Genomic DNA, 18,927 nt, shown 5'->3' with positions numbered 1-18,927 from the left:
TATCGCGAGCAAGCTCGCTCCTACAGGGAACCGTACATTTTCTGTAGGAGCGAGCTTGCTCGCGATGCTTTTGAAGAGACGAAAAGCCCATTCCAGAGCCTTGCATGGCTAGATAGAATTTTTACTCTAAAAGTGACCATTAAATATTCTTGAGTCACCAAAGTGACTGTTTAGGCCGATTTTGGCTCTAGGCGGCCTTTGGCAAAGCTGCTACTCTCGGCGCGCTTTGTGACTTCTCGGCCTATGTAGACAGCCAGACTCACCAACAATAGACATCAATAAAAAACACACACAAATAATAATCGCATCAAATGCGCTGACGAATTCGCGTTGCTGAGGAGTGGGCTTCCATGATCCAAGACTTTTGGAAGGATAAGTACCCAGCTGGGATTGCTGCCGATATCAATCCAGACGAGTATCCGAATATTCAGGCGGTGTTGAAGCAGTCCTGCCAACGTTTTGCCAACAAACCGGCCTTTAGCAACCTCGGCAAGACACTCACCTACGGTGAGCTGTACGAACTGTCCGGTGCTTTTGCCGCGTACCTGCAACAGCATACCGATTTGCAACCCGGCGATCGAATCGCCGTGCAACTGCCCAACGTCCTGCAGTACCCGGTCGCGGTATTCGGCGCCATCCGCGCCGGCCTGATCGTGGTCAACACCAACCCGCTGTACACCGCGCGGGAAATGGAACACCAGTTCAACGACTCCGGCGCCAAGGCCCTGGTCTGCCTGGCCAACATGGCGCACCTGGCCGAAGCTGTGGTGCCCAAGACTGGCGTCAAGCATGTGATCGTCACCGAAGTGGCGGACCTGCTGCCACCGCTCAAGCGCCTGCTGATCAACAGCGTCATCAAGTACGTGAAGAAGATGGTGCCGGCCTATCACCTGCCCAAGGCCGTCAAGTTCAACGACGTGCTGAGCCAGGGCCACGGCCAGCCGGTCAAGGACGCCAACCCGGCCAGCAGCGATGTCGCCGTGCTGCAATACACCGGCGGCACCACCGGCGTGGCCAAGGGCGCGATGCTGACCCACCGCAACCTGGTGTCGAACATGCTGCAGTGCAAGGCGCTGATGGGCTCCAACCTCAATGAGGGTTGCGAGATCCTGATCACCCCGCTGCCGCTGTACCACATCTATGCCTTCACCTTTCATTGCATGGCGATGATGCTGATCGGCAACCACAACATCCTGATCAGCAACCCGCGCGACCTGCCGGCAATGGTCAAGGAACTGTCGAAGTGGAAGTTCAGCGGTTTTGTCGGCCTCAATACCCTGTTCGTCGCCCTGTGCAACAACGAAGCCTTCCGCAAGCTGGATTTCTCGGCGCTGAAAGTCACCCTGTCCGGCGGCATGGCGCTGCAACTGGCGGCGGCCGAGCGTTGGAAAGACGTGACCGGTTGCCCGATCTGCGAAGGTTACGGCATGACCGAAACCAGCCCGGTGGCCACCGTCAACCCGATCCAGAACATCCAGATCGGCACCATCGGCATCCCGGTGCCGTCGACCCTGTGCCGGATCATCGACGACGCTGGCAGCGAGCTGCCCCTGGGCGAAATCGGCGAGCTGTGCGTCAAGGGCCCGCAGGTCATGAAGGGCTACTGGCAGCGCCAGGACGCCACCGACGAGGTGATGAGCGACGGCTGGCTGAAGACCGGTGATATCGCGCTGATCCAGCCTGATGGCTACATCCGCATTGTCGATCGCAAGAAAGACATGATCCTGGTGTCCGGTTTCAACGTTTATCCGAACGAGCTGGAAGATGTGCTGGCGGGCCTGCCGGGCGTGTTGCAGTGCGCGGCGATCGGCGTGCCGGACGAGAAGTCGGGCGAGTCGATCAAGATCTTCATCGTCGCCAAGCCGGGCGTGACCCTGACCAAGGAGCAAGTGATGGAGCACATGCGCGCCAACGTCACCGGCTACAAGGTGCCCAAGGCCGTCGAGTTCCGCGATGCGCTGCCGACCACCAACGTCGGCAAGATCCTGCGTCGCGAATTGCGCGACGAAGAGCTGAAGAAGCTGGGCGTGAAGAAGTAACACGCCAGGCAAACAAAAAGCCCCGCATCCGCGGGGCTTTTTATTGGGCGCTATCGCCTCAATTCCCTGTAGGAGCGAGCTTGCTCGCGATTGCGTTCTTCCAGTCGCCATCTCAATGGCTGACAGACCGTAATCGCGAGCAAGCTCGCTCCTACAAGGGCCTGTTTACTGCTGGAACTGCGCGAAGTTCACGCCGGTGCCGGCGGGGCGTACGTCCTTGAGGAACGAGTCCTTGTCGGCGCTCAGTTCCAGGCTCAGGGCCGCCTTGCGCTTGCCGGCGTTGCGTACCACCAGGCCTTCGAGCTTCTCCCGCAGGAACAGGGTCGGCACTTTCAGGTGCAGCAACTGGTCGGTGCTTGGGGTGTACAGCAGCAGGTGGACCCATTCGTACTGCCCGATGGCCAGGCGGCCGACCGGCAGATCGAACCACCAGATATTGCGGCTGCGGCTCAGTTCCGCGAAGTGGCAGTTGTTGACGCCCAGCACCGCACCGCCCAGTTCCTGGTTCCGGCGGGCGATGGCCAGCTTTTTATCGAGTTTCATAACATTCCTACGGGATTGGATCTTCAGCGCAGTGCCTGAATACGTTGCGCATTCTCGTGGGTTGGTCGCCAAACATAAAGCGCAACCTGCGTGCGGCGGGCAAATAAGGCGATGAAATGCCCCGCTGAAAATAATTGAAACTCCGCGCAAGGGCCTTGGGTCAACCTCAGGGCAGGACCCCAAACCCTCGATTGTTCTACGGATCTATGGATCTACGGAGAAACACCATGGGCAGCACAGCGGACAAGGCAAAAGGCCTGGCCAACGAGGCCGTTGGTCATATCAAGCAAGGTGTCGGCAAAGCGACTGATAACGATCGGTTGGAAACCGAAGGCAAGATTCAGGAAAAGAAAGGCGAAGCGCAGCAAGCCCTCGGCAAGGCCAAGGATGCGTTGAAAAAGACCATCGACAAGGCCTGATTCACTGGCTCGCACTGCGACACGACGGCCATCCGCGGATGGCCGTTTTTACATCGGCCATGGCACCAAAACAGGACGAAACGGTTCAAAATCGCCAAACTAGGCTAGTTTGTTGTACAAAACGGCCCCTGAGTCGCCACCGACCCTGAATTCTTGCGGCGAAAGGAGACGCTATGTTCTTGCCGAATTTGAAAGGCCTGCCCCTGCATCGTGTGCTGGTGCGCACGGTCACTGAGTTCATCGACGATGAAATGTCGACCTACGCCTCGGCACTGGCCTATCAGATGCTGTTTTCGTTGTTCCCCTTCATCCTGTTCCTGATCGCCTTGATCGGTTTCCTGCACCTGCCGGACTTCTTCTCCTGGTTGCGCCTGCAATCGGAACTGGTGTTGCCGCCCCAGGCGCTGGAGCAGGTCAACCCGGTGATCGACCAGTTGCAGCAATCCAAGGGCGGCCTGCTGTCGGTGGGTATCGTGATTGCCCTGTATACCGCCTCGGCCGGCGTGCGGCTGATGATGAGCGCGATGAACGCCGCTTATGACGTGGTGGAAAAACGCCCGTTGTGGAAACGTTTTCCGCTGTCGATTTTCTACACCATCGGCATCGCCGGCATGCTCCTGGCGGCCGCGGCCTTGATGGTGCTCGGGCCGCAGGTGATGGGCTGGATCGCCGCGCAGGTCGGCCTGGAAGACTTTATCGTCACGGTCTGGACCATCCTGCGCTGGCCGGTGATCGTGATCCTGATGATGGTCGCCGTGGCGCTGATCTACTACGTGATGCCCGACGTGAAGCAGGAGTTCCGCTTCATCACCCCGGGCTCGGTGCTGGCGGTGGTGGTGTGGATCATCGCCTCGTTGGGCTTCGCCTTCTACGTGAAGACCTTTGCCAACTACAACGCCATGTATGGCAGTATCGGAGCGATCATCGTCCTGCTGCTGTACTTCTATATTTCCTCGGCGGTGCTGTTGCTGGGGGCCGAGATGAATGCGGCGATCGAGCACATGTCGTCCGACGGCAAGAACCCTGGAGAAAGGGTGCCCGGCGAGCACGACGAACCCAAACAACACGTATCGGGACTGGGCCGGGACCACTCGCTCAAGCCGACCACTGACGAAGTCTGATCATGATCCGTGAAATCCTCAAAATGGGCGACGAGCGCCTGCTGCGCATCGCGCCACCGGTGCCGCCCGAGATGTTCGACAGCCCCGAGCTGTGGCAACTGATCGACGACATGTTCCAGACCATGGAAAGCGTCGGCGGGGTCGGCCTGGCCGCGCCGCAGATCGGCGTCGACCTGCAACTGGTGATCTTCGGTTTCGAGCACAGCGAGCGTTACCCGCAAGCCGAGGCCGTGCCGCAGACCATCCTGATCAATCCGCTGATCACGGCCTTGAGCCCGGTGCTGGAAGAAGGCTGGGAAGGCTGCCTGTCGGTGCCGGGGCTGCGCGGCGCGGTCGAGCGTTATCAGCATATTCGCTACGAAGGCGTCGATCCCAGGGGCGAACCGATCGTGCGCCTGGCCTCGGGTTTCCACGCACGGGTGGTGCAGCACGAATGCGATCACCTGATCGGCCGCCTGTACCCGTCGCGGATCCGCGACTTCAGCAAATTCGGTTTTACCGAGGTGATGTTCCCCGACCTCGATCCCCACGCCGACGATTGAAACAGACAGCCAGAAGCGTCGGTTTCATGGACCTGCCGGAGGCCGGTTTGCCGCCGAGGCTGGCACGCGCTCCAGGGCCCGCGATCACACCCTGTCGCTGGTCGAGCTGACCAAAGGATCGATGCCCATGGCGATCAGGCTCTTGCTCCTGCGATAACGCTCCAGGCGATCCGCCAGGGCCTGGGGCAGGGCGGGGGCGGCGGCAAAGCCCATGCGTTCGTACAGGGCTTGCAGGTCCGGATGACAAAACAGCCACAGCGACCCCGGCAGCTGCGCGCGTGCCCGTTCGACCAGCATCGTGGCAATGCCCTGGCCGCGATGGGCCGGGTCGACGAACAGCCCGGTCAGCCAGTGGCCCTGGGCGATGGGCGTGAGGTTCAGCCCGGCAATGATTGCTCCCCGTTTCGCCACCCATGATTGCCCTTCGCCGGCCGCGCGCATTGGCGAGTTGTGGGCGCGATAGAACTTGTTCAGCAGCGGTCGCAGGGTGTCGGCAAGCAGCAGGTATTGGGTGTCGGGCATGGGTTTTCGCAGGGTGGGCCGGGGCGGTGATTATAAAAGTACGAAGTGCGCGGGATAGGTGTATACCAGATGAACGATCCCCTGCGAGTGGAGTGTGCATCATGTCCAAAGGTATGAATGCCAAAAAGACGGCGAAGAAAAAACCCAGCCGGACCGCCGATGAAAAGCGCGCGGACAAGAAAGCCAAGAAGATCGAGCACAATATTTTCGGTCATTGATCCCCTGCGAAGCCCGCCCCGCGGGCTTCCTTGTTTTTGCTTCTAAGTAAATAACCCATCGATCTGCAAGTTTTCCCCTTCTCGTTGCACAGAACAGCAAGACGCCGAAGGTTCGCCCCTCGGCCAGCCCCTGTCCTGAGTAGCGCCATGGCCCATTACTTTGATCCGCTGCACCGCGAACAAATCGACACCCTGCGCCAGAGCTTCAGCGCTCGCACCGAATGGCCCACCTGGCTGTTGCTGGTCGGCACCAGCGCCAGCTGGTTCGCCGTGCTGCTGGCCAGCCCGCTGATGGGGCTGTGGCCCAGTACCTTGTTGCTGATTCCGATCCTGGTGCTGTGGCTGTCGGTGCAGCATGAGCTGCTGCACGGCCATCCCTCGCGCTGGCTGTGGCTGAACAAGCTGCTGGGTTATGCGCCGTTTGCCGTCTGGTACCCCTATACCCTGTACCGCGACAGCCACCTGCAGCATCACCGTGACGAAGACCTGACCCTGCCCGGTCGCGACCCGGAGAGCCGTTACCTGGGCCAGCGGCAATGGCACAGCCGTTCGCTGTTCGAGCAGGGCCTGCACTGGTTGAACAAGACCTTGCTGGGGCGGCTGCTGCTCGGCGCGCCCCTGGCCTTGCTGGCGCTGGCGCGGGAGGAAGGGGCGCGCCTGCGCCAGGGGCAACGCCAGGCCTGGCTGATGTGGCTGACCCATGGTGCGCTGACCCTGCTGATGCTGGCCTTTATTGCCCGCTACAGTGTGTTGCCGGTCTGGCATTACCTGCTGCTGGTGAGCGTGCCGGCGCTGTCGGTGGCGATGGTCCGCTCCTACTACGAACACCGTCCCCATGCCCGGGTGGAGCAGCGCACGGTGCTCAACGAAGCGGCGTGGCCCTGGAGCTGGCTGTTCCTGCACCTCAACCTGCACCTGGTGCACCATGATTTGCCCGGGTTGCCGTGGTATTGCCTGCCACGGGCCTATCGGCAGCGCCGCGAACAATGGCAGGCGCGCAGCGGCGGCTTTGTGGTGCAAGGTTATGGCGAGCTGTTGCGGCGCCATGCCCTCAAGCCGATCGACAGTCCGGAACATCCCTTCGCCCTGTAGTCGTGCCCGAAGAGCCTGAACCATGACCGCTTGTTATGCCGAACTTCTGATGTACGTCGCCCCCGAGCCGGTGCGCCAGGCCAATGAGCAGTGGCTGGCGGCGATCCTGCAGCGTCTCGAAGGTGACCGGCTCGATGCCCGGGAACTGGACCTGATGCAGCTGTGGCTGTCGCCGCGCCTGCTGCTGACCCAGACCTGCGGTTACCCGCTGATGACCGCTCTGCGCGGCCAGGTCCGGGTCATCGGCCGGCCGCGTTACGAACTGCCGGACAGTACCGCCGGCAATCATTGCAGCCTGCTGCTCGGTCGCGACGACGACCCGCGCCGGACCTTGCAGGCCCTGCGGGGCAGTCGCGGGGTGATCAATGGCGAAGACTCCAACAGCGGCATGAACCTGCTGCGCCAGCGCCTCGCGCCACTGCAGCGCGACGGCCGGTTTTTCGCCAGTGTCGGCATCAGCGGCAGCCACCGGGAGAGCCTGCGCTGGCTGCGCGAAGGGCAGGCCGACCTGGCCGCCATCGACAGCGTGACCTTCGCCTACCTGGCGCGTTATGCCGAGGAGGAGGTGGCCGGCCTGCGGGTGATCGCCCGCAGCGCCTTCAGCCCGACCCTGCCCTATATCGGGGTGGCCGGCCTTGGCGAGGAACGGGCCGAAGGCATTCGCGCGGCGATGAACCAGGCGCTGCTGGCACTGCCCGCCGTGGCCGAAGCCCTCGGCCTGCGCGAGGTGCTGCCGGCCACCGAGGCGGACTACCAGATCCTGCTCGACTATCAGCGCGAAGCTGAAGAACTGGGTTACGCGCGGCTACGTTGATGCGTCCCAGGAGGGCGGCTTGGCCGGTAAAAAGGCATCAGGCGCGGCCTTTCTTTTAATTCCATAAAATTCTATAAAAATGAAATTTAAATATTATTAAAGAATAAGCCTTCCTTGTTAGGATCGCCGCACCGGAACACCGGACATACCGCGCAACCTTCTTCATTGGAGCCACTATGTCCGGCGCCGACACCACTCACAGCGACTATGTGGGCGGCCTGTTCCGCAGTCATTACGACTGGCTGTGCAGCCGCCTGCGTTACCACCTGCACCACTCCCTGGATGCCAGCGCCGAAGACATTGCCGCCGATACCTTCGTCCAGCTGTTGAGCAGGCCCGAAGTACTGCCGATCCGTCAGCCACGGGCCCTGCTGACCACCATTTCGCAGCGCCTGGTGTACCAGCTGTGGCGCCGCCGCGACCTGGAGCGGGCCTACCTCGATGCCTTGCAGCATGACGAGGAAACCGTGCAGCCCTCGCCCCAGGACCTGGCGCAGATGCTTGAGGCGCTAGAAGCCATCGACCGCCTGCTCGACGGCCTGCCGGCCAAGGTCAGGGCGACCTTCCTGCTGTCCCAGGTCAACGGCCTGACCTACCCGCAGATCGCCGAGCAACTGGGCATTTCGCAACGTTCGGTCAGCGACTACATGACCCGGGCCGCCCAGCGCTGTCTGCGCCTGAGCCTGGAATGACATGAGCTGCGAACCGAGTCGGGAACAACTGATCGACGATGCCACCCGCTGGTGGGTGCTGATGAATTCGGGGCAGGCCAGCGAGGCCGAGCGTCGTGCCTACCAGTGCTGGCGCGACGCGGATCCGCGGCACGAGCAGCTGTGTCGCCAGCTGGAAACCCGCCTTGGGGTGTTCCAGGTGCCGATTGCCCAGGGCGTCGATGGCGAGCTGTTGCAGCGGGCGCTGAACGTGCCGAGCAGTCGGCGCAAGGTGCTGCAGCGGGCCTTGCTCGGCGCCGGGGTGGTCCTGGGCGCCGGTGCGCTGGTCAGCCAGCGTGGCCTGCCTTTGGCCGAGCTGACCGCGGACCTGCACACCGGCACCGGCCAGCGCCAGTCGCTGACCCTGCCGGACGGCAGCGAGTTGCGCCTGAATGCCCGGAGCGCGGCGAACATCGATTTCGATCGCCAGCGTCGGGTAGTGCATTTGCTGGACGGCGAAGTGCTGCTGAACCTGGCCAGCGATCCGGCCCGACCGTTTTTCATCCACACCGCGCAGGCGCGGATCCAGGCCACGGGCAACCGCTTATTGGTGCGCGAACGCGATGGCCAGGGGCATGCCACGGCCCTCAACGGCCCCTTGGACATCGCCGCGGGCGGTGGCGAGCGCCTGCAATTGCCCGGCGGCCATGAGGTGGCCTACGACGCCTTGCATTTCGGCCCGGTGCGCCCGAGCCGTGGCAGTGCCACGGCCTGGGTCGACGGCTTGCTGGAGCTGCGCGACACGCCGCTGTCGGAGGTGGTCGAGGCACTGCGCCCGTATCGACGCGGGGTGTTGCGCCTGGATCCGGCCATCGCCGGGTTGCGGGTCAGTGGCCTGTTCCGTCTGGACAACCCGCAACAGATCCTCGACAGCCTGGCCCGCACCCTGCCGATCCGCGTCACCCGCCATACCGAGCTGTGGGTGACCCTGAGTGCCACCTGAACCTGCTTCTGTAGGCGCGAGGCTGGCCCGCGATGGCGGTTTCCCTGGCCCACCGCGTTGGCGGCATCGCGCAAGCTGCTCTCCAGCAGAAGCACTGGCCTGCGCCGCTTGCGGTGGTTCTAAGGCCATAACCAAACGATCTGCAAGTTTTCCCCCGGCCGTTGCACATCACTCCCGTAAACGCTGCGGGGAGCAGCGTTGTTGGATGCTTTTGGGGGAGAGAGTCATGTTGCCTATATCCACAACCGTGCAGCGTCGTTCGCGCCTGGCCTTGGCCATCGGCCCCTTGGCCGCGGTGTTTTTCACGGGCGCCCAGGGGGCCGAAGCCGCCCGGCAGCAATATCACCTGGCACCCGGTCCGCTGGACGAGGTGCTGCTGAGCATCAGCCGGCAAAGCGGCCAGGTGATTTCCTTTACCCCGCAGCTGGGCAATTACTCGTCGGCCACGGTCGACGGTTCGTTGTCCGCCGAGCAGGCGGTGGCGGCCGCCTTGCGCGGCACCGGCCTGCAACTGCAAGTCAGCCCGGATGGCGCGTTCATCATCAAGGAAGGCCCGCAACCGGCGAGCTCGGCTGGCAGCAGGACCAAGGCCCAGGCCAGCGAAGCCGCGGCGCCGACCCTCGACCGGGTGGTGGCCATCGGCACCCGGCGCAGCGACGCCACGGCCCTGACCAGCGCGGCGCCGGTGGACGTGATCAACAGCGAAGAGCTGGTGCAGACCGGCGCCACCAGCCTCAACCAGGCGCTGTTCCAACTGCTGCCATCGTTCAACTTTCCGCAGAACCAGAGCGCCACCCGCGGGCAGAACCCCAAGGGCGCTTCCCTGCGCGGGCTGTCGCCGGACCAGACCCTGGTGCTGATCAACGGCAAGCGCCGGCATGCCTCGGCGGTGGTCAACATCTCCGGCGGCGTGCCGTTCATTGGCGCGCAGCCGGTGGACCTGGACATGATCCCCATCAGCGCCATCGACCATGTCGAAGTGCTGCGTGACGGCGCCTCGGCGCAGTACGGTTCCGACGCGGTGGCCGGGGTGGTCAATATCGTGCTCAAGGAACGCGACAGCGGCGGCCAGCTCAACACCCAGCTAGGCCAATACGCCCAGGGCGACGGCTTCAGCAAGAGCGCCGACGGCTGGTATGGCCTGGGCCTGCCGGGGGATGGTTTCCTGACCCTGAGCTTCAACGGCCTGAACAACAAACCCACCGACATCGGCGACAAATACGAAGCTGGCGGCCAGTTGCAGGACCCGCGCTGGGGCGGCGCCAGTCGCGACAAATACAACCTGGCGGCCAACGCCGAAGTTGGCCTCAGCGATCAATGGCGGCTCTACAGCTTTGCCACCTTCGGCCAGGACAAGTCGGTCAATAACACGCCGCCGCTGCTGGCCAGCAACCCCAACAACGTCGCCTCGATCTACCCCAACGGCACCATTCCCAAGTACCGCTACCGCTATGAGGATGGCGCGCTGACCGTGGGCAGCCGCTACGAGGATGAGCGCATCGGGCGCTTTGACCTCAGCGCCACCTACGGCCGCGACAAGCATGACGAACTGGCCTTCAACACGGTCAACCCGAGTTACGGCGCCAACAGCCCGACCAAGTTCGACGTGGCGACGCTGGTCAACGAACAGACCAACCTGACCCTGGATTACGCCAAGGACCTGGACGTCGCCTGGTCGGAGCATCCGCTCACCGTCTCGGCGGGGGTGGCCTATCGCGACGAGCAGTACCGGCTGGAGGAGGGCGACTATGCCTCCTATTCCTTCGGCGGCATCGACGGCGTGCAGGTCGGCGCGGTGCAAGCGTCCGGCCTGACCCCGGACGATGCCGGGACCTACAAGCGGCATGTCGGCGGGGTGTATTTCGGCCTGGAAAACCAGGTCACCGACAAGTTCCAGCTCGGCCTTGCCGGGCGCACCGAGCACTATTCCGACTTCGGCTCGGCCACCACCGGCAAGCTCTCGGCGCGCTACGACTTCACCCCGCAGGTAGGCCTGCGGGCCACGGTCAACAACGCCTATCGCGCGCCGACCCTGGGGCAGATCGGCACTTCCTGGACCACCACCACCAACGTCGATATCAACGGCAACCCGGTGCTGACTCGCATGCTCCCGGCCGACCACCCGGCAGCCCGCGCCCTGGGCGCGCAGTCGCTGAAGCCGGAGAAATCCACCAACTATTCCCTGGGCCTGGTGCTGCGGCCGAGCGAGCAGGCGTCGCTGACCATCGACGCCTACCAGATCTCCATCCGCGACCGCCTGCTCTACAGCGGCGGGATTTCCGGGCCGGACGCCGAGCGGATTCTCAGCGAGGCCGGGTTCGGCCAGTACACCTGGGCGCAGTTCATGACCAACGCCGCCGACACCCGCACCCGCGGCGTCGACATCGTCGGCAAGTACAACCTCGACCTGCAACGCTACGGCGCCCTGAGCCTGTCGGCCGGCTACACCAAGGCGCGCACCACCATCGAGAAGATCCATTCCAACCCGTTCGGCTTCGACGTGCTGACCCGCGAAGCCCAGGGCTTCCTCGAACATGGCTACCCCGAAGACAAGCTGGTGCTGGGGGCGACCCATCGCTACGGCCCCTGGACCATCGCGCTGTCCGAGACCCGCTACGGCGAGTACCGCAAATACGCGGCGTCGGCGGCCAACGCGCAGTACGACCAGACCTTCTCCGCGCAGTGGAACACCGACCTGGACGTCAACTACGCCTTCACCCGGCAACTGCGCCTGTCGGTGGGCGCCAACAACCTGTTCGACAGTAAGCCCGACGACTTCAACAGCCGCCTGCGCCAGACCCCGGGGCAGCAGTACAGCTACCTGTCGCCGTCGGCGCCGGAGGGGGCGTTCTATTACACCAGGCTCAGCTACGACTTTTAACCCTGTAGCCGCTGCCGAAGGCTGCGCCAAGGACCGCAGGACCTTCCCGGCGGTCTTGAAACCCACGAACAACCAGCAAGAGGCTCACCATGAAGATCATCAAACACCTGCTCGGCACCTCGCTGCTGACCTTCAGCCTGCTGGCCCAGCAGGCACCGGCGGCGGACCGGGCGGCGCCGATCCACTTCGGCGACATCACCTGGGAAAGCGGCAGCCTGATCACCGAGGTGCTGCGGCTGATCGTCGAGAAGGGCTACGGCTATCCGACCGAGACCCTGCCCGGCAGCACCGTCAGCCTCGAAGCGGCGCTGGCCAAGAACGATATCCAGGTGATCGGCGAAGAGTGGGCCGGGCGCAGTCCGGCCTGGGTCAAGGCCGAAGCCGAGGGCAAGGTGTTCGGCCTGGGCGACACGGTCAAGGGCGCCACCGAAGGCTGGTGGGTGCCGGAATACGTGATCAAGGGCGACGCCGCGCGCGGTATCAAGCCGTTGGCGCCGGAGCTGAAATCGGTGGCCGACCTGGCGCGCTACAAGGAGGTGTTCCGCGATCCGGAAGACCCGGGCCGTGGGCGCTTTCTCAACAGCCCCACCGGCTGGACCTCGGAAATCGTCAACAGCCAGAAACTCAAGGCCTATGGGCTGAGCGACAGCTTCGTGAACTTCCGCACCGGTTCCGGCGCGGCCCTGGATGCCGAGGTCAGCTCGTCGATCCGCCGTGGCAAACCGGTGCTGTTCTACTACTGGTCGCCGACGCCGCTGCTGGGCAAGTTCAAGCTGGTGAAGCTGGAAGAACCGGCCTTCGATGCCGAAGCCTGGAAGACCCTGGCCGATGCCAACAACCCCCATCCGCGGGGCACCCGGTCGATGCCGGCGCACCTGGCCATCGGCGTGTCCGCGCCGTTCAAGGCGCAGTATCCGGAGCTGGTGAGTTTCTTTGAAAAGGTCGACCTGCCGATCGACCTGCTGAACCGCACCCTGGGCCGGATGAGCGAAACCCGCCAGCCACCGCGCCAGGTCGCCGAGGCCTTCCTGCGCGAGCAGCCGCAGGTCTGGCAAGGCTGGGTGCCGAGCGAAGTCGCCAGCCGCGTCAGCGCCGCGCTGTAAGCCGATCCCGCTTGCGGCCTGCCTGCATTGGCCGGCGGCATTTCTGGCTTCTGTAGGAGCCAGGCTTACTGGCGATGCGGCCACCACGCAGTGCCAGGGAGACCGCTTTCGCGAGCAAGCTCGCTCCTACAGGGGGCTGTGTTTTTAATTGGTTTGGGAGTCACCGATGTTCAAAGGTTTTATCGTCACCCTGTGTCTCACGCTCTGCGCTTCGCTGGCCCTGGCCGCCGAGCCTGGGCAATTGCGTATCGGCTATCAGAAAAGTTCGGTGAGCATGGTCCTGGCCCGCGAGCACCAGTTGCTGGAGAAAGCCTTGCCGGGCACCCAGGTGCAATGGATCGAATTCCCCGGCGGCCCACAGCTGATCGAGGCGCTGAATGGCGGCAGCGTGGATGTGGGCAATATCGGCGACATCCCGCCGATCTTCGCCCAGGCCGCGGGGATCGACCTGCAGTACATCGGCGTCGAGCCCAGCGACGGCAAGACCGAAGCCATCCTGCTACCGAGGAACAGCCAGGCGCAGAGCCTGGCCGACCTCAAGGGCAAGCGGGTGGCGTTGCTCAAGGGCTCCAGCGCGCACAATTTTTTCCTCAAGAGCCTGCAGCGCGCCGGGCTGAAACTCAGTGACCTGAACCTGGTTTACCTGTCGCCGGCCGACGCCCGCGCGGCGTTCGAGCAGGGCAAGCTGGACGCCTGGGTGATCTGGGACCCTTACTATTCGGCGGCCCTGCTCGACGGCAGCGCACGCCTGCTCAGCGATGGCCAGGGCCTGGATTCCGGCGGCAGCTTCTACATCGCCAGTGGTGCCTTCGTGCGCCAGCACGGCGCTGCCGTCGCCCCCATCCTCAAGGCCTTCGGCGCGGCCCAGCAGCTGTCCTTCGACCAGCGCGACGCCAGCATCGACAGCATGGCGCGCATCCTCGGCCTGCAACGACCGGTGGTGGAAAGCTACTTCAGCCATCGTTCGCGCTCGCCGCTGCAGGGCATCGATGCCCGGGTCGTGGCCAGCCAGCAGCGCACCGCCGACCTGTTTCTCGCCAACCACTTGATCCCTAAAGCCGTGCGGATCGAGCAGATTGTGTTCAAGAGCGAGTGAGGTCCATGCAACCTATCTATATCGATTTTCTCAACGGCCTGGACATCGCCGAGCTGGCCCTGAGCAACGACGAAATCCTCGCCGCCATCGAAGCCGGCCTGGCGCTCCAGGGCCGTGGCGAGGCGGTGATCGAGCCGCGCACCCACCTGATTCCCGGGGGGGCAATCAACGGTCATTTCAACGTGCTGCGCGGGGTGCTGGGGGGCGACATTGGCCACGCCGGGGTCAAGGTGGTGGGCGACTTCGTCGACAACTACCGCCAGGGTCTGCCCTCGGAACTGGCGATCCTCAACCTGCTGGACCCGGCCACCGGCGTGCCCCAGGCGATCCTCGACGCCTCGGCGATCACCGATATGCGCACCGGCGCGATCACCGCCATCGGCGCCAAGTACCTGGCGCGCCCGGACAGCAAGGTGCTGGCGCATATCGGCGCCCGCGGCACGGCGTACTGGAATGTGCGGCTGCTGGACCACCTGTTCGGCTTCGAGGAAATCCGCGTGCACTCGCGTCGCGAAGACAGCCGCGAGGCCTTTGCCGAACGCCTGCGCCGCGACCTGGGTAAGCCGGTGATCGTCACCCACGACTGGGAGAGTGCGGTGCGCGGCGCGGACATCGTGGTCGAGGCCTCGCGGCTGAACCAGCCCGAACCTTTGCTGCGCACCGAATGGATCAAGCCCGGCGCCTTTGTCGTGCCCTACGGCACCATGAGTGCGGTGGAGCTGTCGTTGACCGACATCATGGACAAGCTGGTGGTGGACGATTGGGGCCAGTGCAAGGGCGGCCTGTTCGGTTCGCTGCGGGCCCATGTCGAGGCCGGCAAACTCAGTGAGCAGACCCTGCACGCCGAACTCGGGCAGATAGTCGCGGGCCAGCGCAGCGGCCGGCAGCACGCCGAGGAGAACATCCTGTTCTGGCACCGTGGCCTGAGCCTCAGCGATATCGCCCTGGGCCACGCCCTGCTGCAAAAAGCCCGGCGCCTGGGCATCGGTCAGCGGCTGCGATTCGCATGATCGGCCTGGGCCCGGAAGGCCTGGCGCTGACCGATCTGCTGCGCGTTGCCCGCGAGGAGGCGGCGCTGCAATTGACCCCGGCCGCCCGGCAACGGATCGCCGCCGGCCATGGGCTGTTGCGGGAACGGATGGCCGCGGGCGACGCCATCTACGGCGTGACCACCGGCCTGGGCGCGGCGGTGGATGTGGCCCTGACCCAGCCCGATGACGACCTGCAACGGCGCATTCCCCTGGGCCGGGCCGTGGGCCTCGGGCGCCTGGCCACGCGGCCTGAACTGCGGGCGATGATTGCCGCGCGCCTGGCCGGGCTGGCCCAGGGCCGCTCGGGTATTTCCCTGGCCAGCGCCGACAGCCTGCTGGCCTTGCTCAACGCCGGGATCGAACCCGAGGTGCCGTTGCTTGGCTCCCTGGGGGGAAGCGACCTGGCGCCATTGGCGCACCTGAGCCTGGCGCTGATCGGCGAAGGTTGGGTGCGCTGGCGCGGCGAGCGGTTGCCGGCGCGGCAAGCCTTGCAGCGCAGTGGCCTGCAACCGGCGTGGCTGGTGGACAAGGACGGTCTGGCGCTGGTCTCGGCGAATGCCGCGAGCATTGGCCTGGGGGCCTTGTTGCTGGCCGAGGCCGACCAGGCCCTGGACAGTCTGCTGGCGGCGCTGACGCTGTCCTGCGAAGGCTATCGGGCCAACCTCAGCCCCTTCCAGCCCTGGGCGTCGCGCTTGCGGCCGGCGGCGGGCCAGGCCGAGCAATCGGCGGCGTTGCTGGAGTTGCTGGAGGGCGGCCAGTTGCATCAGCCCGGCAGCGCCCGGCGCTTGCAGGATCCCTTGAGCTTTCGCTGTGCCGGCGTGGTGCAGGGCGCGGCGCGACAGGCCTGGGCGCAACTGCGCGAACATCTGCAACTGGAGCTGGCCAGCGGCGCCGACAACCCGGCATTGATCGACGAGCAGCGCCAGGTCCTGGCCACCGCCAATTTCGACAGCACGCACCTGGCACTGGCCGGGGAAGGCCTGGGGTTGGCTTTGAGCCGGGTCGCGGCCTGTTGCGCCGAGCGTATCGCCAAGCTGCTGTCACCAGCGTCCAGCGAGCTGCCGCGCTTTCTCATCGAGCGGCCCGGGCATGTCGGCATGGCCGCCTTGCAACGCAGTGCCGCGGCGCTGCTGGCGGAGATCGGCCATCTGGCCAATCCGCTGCCGGCGGTCTGCGTGCCGGTGGCCGATCGGGTCGAAGACTACGCCGGCCAGGCCCTGGCGGTGATCGAGAAAACCCGGCAACTGACCCAGCGCCTGGCCTGGCTGGCGAGTATTGAGCTGATAGTCGCGGCCCAGGCCATCGACCTGCGCGGACCCTTGCAGCTGGGTGTTGGCAGCGCCCGCATCCACCGCGCGGTGCGCAGCCAGGTGGCGTTTCTCGATCAGGATCGGCCGGGCTCGGTGGATGTGCTGGCCCTGACTGAATTTATTCAACGGGGAGGGCTGGGCTGAGCAGGCGAGCGGCTTCTGTAGGAGCCAAGCTTGCTGGCGATGCGGGCGGTGCGGTGTGTCAGGGGCACCGCTTTCGCGGGCAAGTCGGATCGCCGCCCGCTCGCTCCTACAGAAGCTTGCTGGCGACGCGGGCAATCGAGCGTCGACCGGCCGCTCCTACAGAACAATCTCGGCCGCCAGTGCCGCTTGCACCGTTTCGCGCTGGGCGATTCGCGCCTGGAAGCCTGCCAGCGCCGGCCACTGTTCCAGGTCGATGGCGAAGCCGGCGGTCCAGCGCAGCACGGTGAACAGGTAGGCGTCGGCGACACCGAAGGATTCGCCCAGCAGGTAACTCTGCTGCTCCAGCGTGCGGTCCAGCAGCGCCAGGCGCTTGAACAGTTTCTGCCGGATCAGCGCCTGGGTCGCTTCGGGAAACTCAGGGTTGAACAGCCAGCCGAGGCCGCCATGGATCTCGCTGGAGACGAAGTTGAGCATCTCCTGCAACCGCACCCGTTGCCAGCTGCCATTGGCCGGTGCCAGGCCCGCCTGCGGCTTGAGGTCGGCCAGGTATTGCAGGATCGCCGGGCCTTCGGTCAGCACCTGGCCGTCGTCCAGTTCCAGCGCCGCTACATAGCCCTTGGGGTTGATCGCCAGGAAGTCGCCGCCATCGGCCGTGGTCTTGTTGCGGTTGTCGACCCGGACCAGGGTGAACGGCAGGGCCAGTTCGCGCAGCACGATATGCGGGGCCAGCGAGCAGGCGTGGGGCGAGAAATACAGGTTCATCGAGGGCTCTCCAGAAGGGGGAGATCAGTGTCATAGTCCGCGCTGCTCTCAGTAAAATTAATCTTTCAGAAAAACCCCATAAGGACAGCTACTGCCATGATGAACCTGATGCACTGGCGCATGCTGGTGGCCGTGGCGGATACCGGCAACATCACCCGCGCCGCCGAGCGGGTCGGCATGACCCAGTCCGGCGCCAGCCAGGCCCTGGCGCTGCTCGAAGACAACCTGGGCGTGCAGCTGTTCACCCGGGAGAACCGCCAGGCCCTGCCCACCGCCATTGGCGAACAGGTGGTGGAACAGGCGCGGCTGATGCTCGCGGCGTTGCAGAACATCCGCGACACCGCGGACGCCTGCCGGGACATTCAGCGCGGCACCATTCGCCTGGCGAGTTTCCCCATGGTGCTGGCGACTTTCCTGCCGCCCTTGCTGCGCCGTTTCAAGCAGTTGTATCCGGGCATCCAGGTGGTGGCGCTGGAGGTCAGCGACGACGAGGTCGAGGCCTTGCTCGAGGCGCGCTTGATCGATGTCGGGGTGCTGCTCAACCCTGCGCCCGAGCGCAGTGTCGGCCTGCTGGGGCGCGATGCCTGGGTGGCGGTGCTGCCGGCGGGGCATGCCCTGGCGCGCCGCGGTCAGGAGCAGGGGGTGACCTTGCAGGAACTGGTGAGCCAACCCTTCGTGCTGGCCACCGGCGGCTGTTCGGTGAATGCCCGCAGCCTGGCGGCGGGTGCCGGCCTGGAGCTGGCGGATGTGCGGGTCGAGGTGCGGGAGTGGAGCAGCGCCTTCACCCTGGTTCGCGAGCAAGTGGGGGTGACCCTGGTGCCGCAGATGACCTTGCCGGAGCAACGCCACGGTTTGTGCGTACTGCCATTGAGCGAGCCGATCCCGCGCACCTTTGCCCTGGTGCTGGCCGAGGGCAGCGAACCGTCGCCGGCGCTGCGGGCCTTGCTCGATATGCTGGCCCAGGGCTGAGCGCAGCCGCTCAAGTCGACTCATAAAAAGGGTTCCCGTAGGGAACCCTGTTTCGGCTGGCCGCTTTTAAAGCGCCGCGAGGAACTTGTCGGTGACTTGCTTCTCGATGCCGCTGGCGTCCTTCTCGACTTGCGCCAGTTTCAGTTTGTCCTGGACCCGCTGGGCAATTTCCTGAGCCACCGCCTGCTGTTTCTCCGGCGGCATGTTTTTCAGGTCTTCTTCGGTAATGCCCATCTCGTCGAGGATGCGGTCGCGCATGCGCTGCTCAGGGGACTTGCTCATGTAGTCCTTGAACTCATCCAGGGCCGAGCTCTGGGTGGCGCTGTTGGCCTGCGCGGTACTGGCGGTCGGCGGGGTGGCCTGCAACAGCACGCGGGTCTTGGCGAAGGCCGCGGCGACATTGTCGCTGACCGTGTTGCTGGCCTGCTGCACGGCCTGAGACGCTTGCAGGGTCGCGGTGTTCTGCACGTTCTGCATCAAACCGCTGTACAGCGCGCTGGCGGCCGCGGTGCTCGGGTCCATGTCGGACCGCTGGGAGGGCTGGATCGCCGTGGTTTTCTGGGCACTGACCAACATGATTGGGTACCTGTATGTAAGGGCTGTCGAAGGCTGCGCAGCAATTTGCATGCCGCCGCGCTGGAGGATCCTGGGACGGGGCTCTTTGCCAG

The 18,927-nt window shown here is 64.6% G+C and carries 18 protein-coding genes; 14 read left to right on the top strand and 4 right to left on the bottom strand.

Annotated features, from left to right (window positions below):
* Window positions 1–350 precede the first annotated feature (350 nt).
* Window positions 351–2,039 carry a long-chain-fatty-acid--CoA ligase FadD1 gene (fadD1, locus tag AC07Y9_RS04675; protein ID WP_102678979.1) on the top strand — a complete coding sequence of 563 codons (1,689 nt, stop codon included), beginning with the start codon at window positions 351–353 and terminating at the stop codon, window positions 2,037–2,039.
* A 165-nt stretch (window positions 2,040–2,204) separates the two neighbouring features.
* On the opposite strand, the gene AC07Y9_RS04670 is transcribed toward fadD1, so the two are convergent.
* Complete coding sequence (locus tag AC07Y9_RS04670) at window positions 2,205–2,582, bottom strand: hypothetical protein (protein WP_007925090.1); 378 nt, start codon at window positions 2,580–2,582, stop codon at window positions 2,205–2,207.
* 227 nt (window positions 2,583–2,809) lie between these two features.
* Here AC07Y9_RS04670 and AC07Y9_RS04665 point away from each other — a divergent pair, with 227 nt between their 5' ends.
* The 3 genes from AC07Y9_RS04665 (at window position 2,810) to def (ending at window position 4,664) form a co-directional block, all read left to right on the top strand.
* Window positions 2,810–3,001, top strand: coding sequence for a CsbD family protein (locus AC07Y9_RS04665; protein ID WP_053262347.1), 192 nt, complete (start codon window positions 2,810–2,812; stop codon window positions 2,999–3,001).
* Between the two features lie 173 nt (window positions 3,002–3,174).
* The gene (locus tag AC07Y9_RS04660) at window positions 3,175–4,122 is read left to right on the top strand and encodes a YihY/virulence factor BrkB family protein (RefSeq protein WP_007925094.1); all 948 of its coding nucleotides are present in this window, start codon (window positions 3,175–3,177) and stop codon (window positions 4,120–4,122) included.
* 2 nt (window positions 4,123–4,124) lie between these two features.
* Window positions 4,125–4,664, top strand: coding sequence for a peptide deformylase (gene def / locus AC07Y9_RS04655; RefSeq protein WP_102678978.1), 540 nt, complete (start codon window positions 4,125–4,127; stop codon window positions 4,662–4,664).
* Between the two features lie 84 nt (window positions 4,665–4,748).
* On the opposite strand, the gene AC07Y9_RS04650 is transcribed toward def, so the two are convergent.
* Window positions 4,749–5,186 carry a GNAT family N-acetyltransferase gene (locus AC07Y9_RS04650; RefSeq protein WP_102678977.1) on the bottom strand — a complete coding sequence of 146 codons (438 nt, stop codon included), beginning with the start codon at window positions 5,184–5,186 and terminating at the stop codon, window positions 4,749–4,751.
* Window positions 5,187–5,551: 365 nt separating this feature from the next.
* Here AC07Y9_RS04650 and AC07Y9_RS04645 point away from each other — a divergent pair, with 365 nt between their 5' ends.
* From AC07Y9_RS04645 to AC07Y9_RS04605, 9 genes are all read left to right on the top strand, one after another.
* Entirely contained in the window at window positions 5,552–6,496 is a 945-nt protein-coding gene (locus AC07Y9_RS04645; protein ID WP_102678976.1) for a fatty acid desaturase, read from the top strand.
* Window positions 6,497–6,518: 22 nt separating this feature from the next.
* Window positions 6,519–7,310 carry a phosphate/phosphite/phosphonate ABC transporter substrate-binding protein gene (locus AC07Y9_RS04640; RefSeq protein WP_102678975.1) on the top strand — a complete coding sequence of 264 codons (792 nt, stop codon included), beginning with the start codon at window positions 6,519–6,521 and terminating at the stop codon, window positions 7,308–7,310.
* A gap of 176 nt (window positions 7,311–7,486) precedes the next feature.
* Window positions 7,487–8,002, top strand: coding sequence for a sigma-70 family RNA polymerase sigma factor (locus AC07Y9_RS04635; protein ID WP_007925101.1), 516 nt, complete (start codon window positions 7,487–7,489; stop codon window positions 8,000–8,002).
* A gap of 1 nt (window position 8,003) precedes the next feature.
* Window positions 8,004–8,963: a FecR domain-containing protein gene (locus tag AC07Y9_RS04630; RefSeq protein ID WP_102678974.1), complete on the top strand. Its 960-nt coding sequence runs from the start codon at window positions 8,004–8,006 to the stop codon at window positions 8,961–8,963.
* A 226-nt stretch (window positions 8,964–9,189) separates the two neighbouring features.
* The gene (locus tag AC07Y9_RS04625) at window positions 9,190–11,844 is read left to right on the top strand and encodes a TonB-dependent receptor plug domain-containing protein (RefSeq protein WP_102678973.1); all 2,655 of its coding nucleotides are present in this window, start codon (window positions 9,190–9,192) and stop codon (window positions 11,842–11,844) included.
* 89 nt (window positions 11,845–11,933) lie between these two features.
* Window positions 11,934–12,947, top strand: coding sequence for an ABC transporter substrate-binding protein (locus AC07Y9_RS04620; RefSeq protein WP_102678972.1), 1,014 nt, complete (start codon window positions 11,934–11,936; stop codon window positions 12,945–12,947).
* 166 nt (window positions 12,948–13,113) lie between these two features.
* Complete coding sequence (locus tag AC07Y9_RS04615) at window positions 13,114–14,043, top strand: aliphatic sulfonate ABC transporter substrate-binding protein (RefSeq protein WP_102678971.1); 930 nt, start codon at window positions 13,114–13,116, stop codon at window positions 14,041–14,043.
* A gap of 5 nt (window positions 14,044–14,048) precedes the next feature.
* Window positions 14,049–15,053 (top strand): ornithine cyclodeaminase family protein, encoded by a 1,005-nt coding sequence (locus AC07Y9_RS04610; RefSeq protein ID WP_102678970.1) that lies wholly within the window; start codon window positions 14,049–14,051, stop codon window positions 15,051–15,053.
* Window positions 15,050–16,528 (top strand): HAL/PAL/TAL family ammonia-lyase, encoded by a 1,479-nt coding sequence (locus AC07Y9_RS04605; RefSeq protein ID WP_102678969.1) that lies wholly within the window; start codon window positions 15,050–15,052, stop codon window positions 16,526–16,528. Before AC07Y9_RS04610 ends, AC07Y9_RS04605 begins: the two co-directional genes overlap by 4 nt.
* 156 nt (window positions 16,529–16,684) lie before the next feature.
* Here AC07Y9_RS04605 and gstA read toward each other — a convergent pair whose 3' ends face one another.
* Entirely contained in the window at window positions 16,685–17,290 is a 606-nt protein-coding gene (gene gstA, locus AC07Y9_RS04600; RefSeq protein WP_102678968.1) for a glutathione transferase GstA, read from the bottom strand.
* Window positions 17,291–17,386: 96 nt separating this feature from the next.
* Here gstA and AC07Y9_RS04595 point away from each other — a divergent pair, with 96 nt between their 5' ends.
* On the top strand, window positions 17,387–18,259 hold the full coding sequence (locus AC07Y9_RS04595) for a LysR family transcriptional regulator (protein ID WP_102678967.1): 873 nt from the start codon (window positions 17,387–17,389) through the stop codon (window positions 18,257–18,259).
* Between the two features lie 66 nt (window positions 18,260–18,325).
* Here the strand turns inward: AC07Y9_RS04595 and AC07Y9_RS04590 are convergent, their stop codons facing one another.
* Window positions 18,326–18,835 carry a hypothetical protein gene (locus AC07Y9_RS04590; RefSeq protein ID WP_102678966.1) on the bottom strand — a complete coding sequence of 170 codons (510 nt, stop codon included), beginning with the start codon at window positions 18,833–18,835 and terminating at the stop codon, window positions 18,326–18,328.
* Between the last annotated feature and the right edge of the window lie 92 nt (window positions 18,836–18,927).

The organism is Pseudomonas sp. GW456-L12 (assembly GCF_059424045.1).
This window is presented reverse-complemented; position numbering and strand designations above follow the sequence as displayed.

Bases quoted from the DNA above. Each gene is read 5' to 3' on its own strand.
- fadD1 (WP_102678979.1), top strand. From the start codon at position 351: ATGATCCAAGACTTTTGGAAGGATAAGTACCCAGCTGGGATTGCTGCC.
- AC07Y9_RS04670 (WP_007925090.1), bottom strand. From the start codon at position 2,582: ATGAAACTCGATAAAAAGCTGGCCATCGCCCGCCGGAACCAGGAACTG.
- AC07Y9_RS04665 (WP_053262347.1), top strand. From the start codon at position 2,810: ATGGGCAGCACAGCGGACAAGGCAAAAGGCCTGGCCAACGAGGCCGTT.
- AC07Y9_RS04660 (WP_007925094.1), top strand. From the start codon at position 3,175: ATGTTCTTGCCGAATTTGAAAGGCCTGCCCCTGCATCGTGTGCTGGTG.
- def (WP_102678978.1), top strand. From the start codon at position 4,125: ATGATCCGTGAAATCCTCAAAATGGGCGACGAGCGCCTGCTGCGCATC.
- AC07Y9_RS04650 (WP_102678977.1), bottom strand. From the start codon at position 5,186: ATGCCCGACACCCAATACCTGCTGCTTGCCGACACCCTGCGACCGCTG.
- AC07Y9_RS04645 (WP_102678976.1), top strand. From the start codon at position 5,552: ATGGCCCATTACTTTGATCCGCTGCACCGCGAACAAATCGACACCCTG.
- AC07Y9_RS04640 (WP_102678975.1), top strand. From the start codon at position 6,519: ATGACCGCTTGTTATGCCGAACTTCTGATGTACGTCGCCCCCGAGCCG.
- AC07Y9_RS04635 (WP_007925101.1), top strand. From the start codon at position 7,487: ATGTCCGGCGCCGACACCACTCACAGCGACTATGTGGGCGGCCTGTTC.
- AC07Y9_RS04630 (WP_102678974.1), top strand. From the start codon at position 8,004: ATGAGCTGCGAACCGAGTCGGGAACAACTGATCGACGATGCCACCCGC.
- AC07Y9_RS04625 (WP_102678973.1), top strand. From the start codon at position 9,190: ATGTTGCCTATATCCACAACCGTGCAGCGTCGTTCGCGCCTGGCCTTG.
- AC07Y9_RS04620 (WP_102678972.1), top strand. From the start codon at position 11,934: ATGAAGATCATCAAACACCTGCTCGGCACCTCGCTGCTGACCTTCAGC.
- AC07Y9_RS04615 (WP_102678971.1), top strand. From the start codon at position 13,114: ATGTTCAAAGGTTTTATCGTCACCCTGTGTCTCACGCTCTGCGCTTCG.
- AC07Y9_RS04610 (WP_102678970.1), top strand. From the start codon at position 14,049: ATGCAACCTATCTATATCGATTTTCTCAACGGCCTGGACATCGCCGAG.
- AC07Y9_RS04605 (WP_102678969.1), top strand. From the start codon at position 15,050: ATGATCGGCCTGGGCCCGGAAGGCCTGGCGCTGACCGATCTGCTGCGC.
- gstA (WP_102678968.1), bottom strand. From the start codon at position 17,290: ATGAACCTGTATTTCTCGCCCCACGCCTGCTCGCTGGCCCCGCATATC.
- AC07Y9_RS04595 (WP_102678967.1), top strand. From the start codon at position 17,387: ATGATGAACCTGATGCACTGGCGCATGCTGGTGGCCGTGGCGGATACC.
- AC07Y9_RS04590 (WP_102678966.1), bottom strand. From the start codon at position 18,835: ATGTTGGTCAGTGCCCAGAAAACCACGGCGATCCAGCCCTCCCAGCGG.